General features: G+C 70.7%; 1 protein-coding gene and 1 pseudogene. Both read left to right on the top strand.

Features of this window, described 5'->3' with window-relative positions; translation table 11 throughout:
* Positions 1–433 (top strand): annotated as a pseudogene (locus ACGFWI_RS39020) (serine hydroxymethyltransferase); the annotation flags it as partial.
* Positions 434–920: 487 nt separating this feature from the next.
* Positions 921–1,292, top strand: a 372-nt coding sequence (locus ACGFWI_RS39015) for a serine dehydratase beta chain (protein ID WP_393910803.1), incomplete at its 3' end; no start/stop codon positions are given.

Raw genomic sequence — 1,292 nt, 5'->3', positions numbered from 1 at the left:
CGCCGCCTCCGACGACTTCAAGGAACGCCAGCAGCGCACCCTCGACGGCGCCCGCATCCTCGCCGAACGCCTCATCCAGCCCGACGTCACCGAAGTCGGCGTATCCGTGCTGTCCGGCGGCACCGACGTCCACCTCGTCCTCGTCGACCTGCGCGACTCCGAGCTGGACGGCCAACAGGCCGAGGACCGCCTCCACGAGGTCGGCATCACCGTCAACCGCAACGCCATCCCGAACGACCCACGACCCCCGATGATCACCTCCGGCCTGCGCATCGGCACCCCCGCCCTCGCCACCCGCGGCTTCCAGGCCGAGGACTTCCGCGAGGTCGCCGACATCATCGCCCAGGCACTCAAGCCCGCCCACGACGCCGAAGCCCTCAAGGCCCGCGTCACCGCACTCGCGGACAAGTTCCCGCTGTACCCGTCCCTGTGACACGCCTCATGCGCTGAGCCCGCTGCCCGCCGGTGACCGGCCGGGCAGCAGGTGAACGAGCGGTGAGCCCGGGGCGGTTGGTCCCGGGCTCACGGCCCGTGTGCCCGCTTTTCTCCCCTATCCCCCTCCCTCTCCCATCCCCTCTTTCGACCCATAACAGTGCATTTCGGTGCTTTCGCGGCGTGCATGGCCCAGGCGGCGGAGGGCAGCAGCCCTTCAACGGGGAGGCGGTATTCCGGCCGGCCCCATTCCGGCGGATCAGGGCCGGACAGGCCTCCCCCACGGGCCGGGACCCGTGCGCGGCCCGGCGTCCCCCGACCTCGTGTCCGCACCGACACCGACCGTTACCCCGGGCGACGGGCACCCGCCGGATTCCGTCCGGAAGCACCGAGCCGGGTCCGCGTTACGCTCGACCAACGGCGCAGAAACGTACCTCCTGCCCCATTGCTCCACCGTCCACCACGAGCAGACAAGGGAGTCCGCCCCCGTGGCCATCTCCGTCTTCGACCTCTTCTCCATCGGCATCGGCCCCTCCAGCTCCCACACCGTCGGCCCGATGCGCGCCGCCCGGATGTTCGTCGGACGCCTCAAGAAGGACGGCCTGCTCGCCCAGACGGTCAGCGTCCGCGCCGAACTCTTCGGCTCCCTGGGCGCCACCGGCCACGGCCACGGCACCCCCAAAGCCGTCCTCCTCGGCCTCGAAGGCCACTCCCCCCGCACCGTGGACGTCGAATCCGCCGACGACGAAATCGCCCGCATCCGCACCACCAAACGCCTGCGGCTGCTCGGCGCCGAAATAGGCACCACCCACGAGATCGACTTCGACGAAGCCACCGAACTCATCCTCCACCGCCGCCGC

The sequence above is a fragment of the Streptomyces sp. NPDC048434 genome, assembly GCF_043200375.1.
GTDB lineage: Bacteria > Actinomycetota > Actinomycetes > Streptomycetales > Streptomycetaceae > Streptomyces.
Note: the sequence above shows the minus strand (reverse complement) of the source record. Positions and strands in the feature narration are given on the sequence as shown.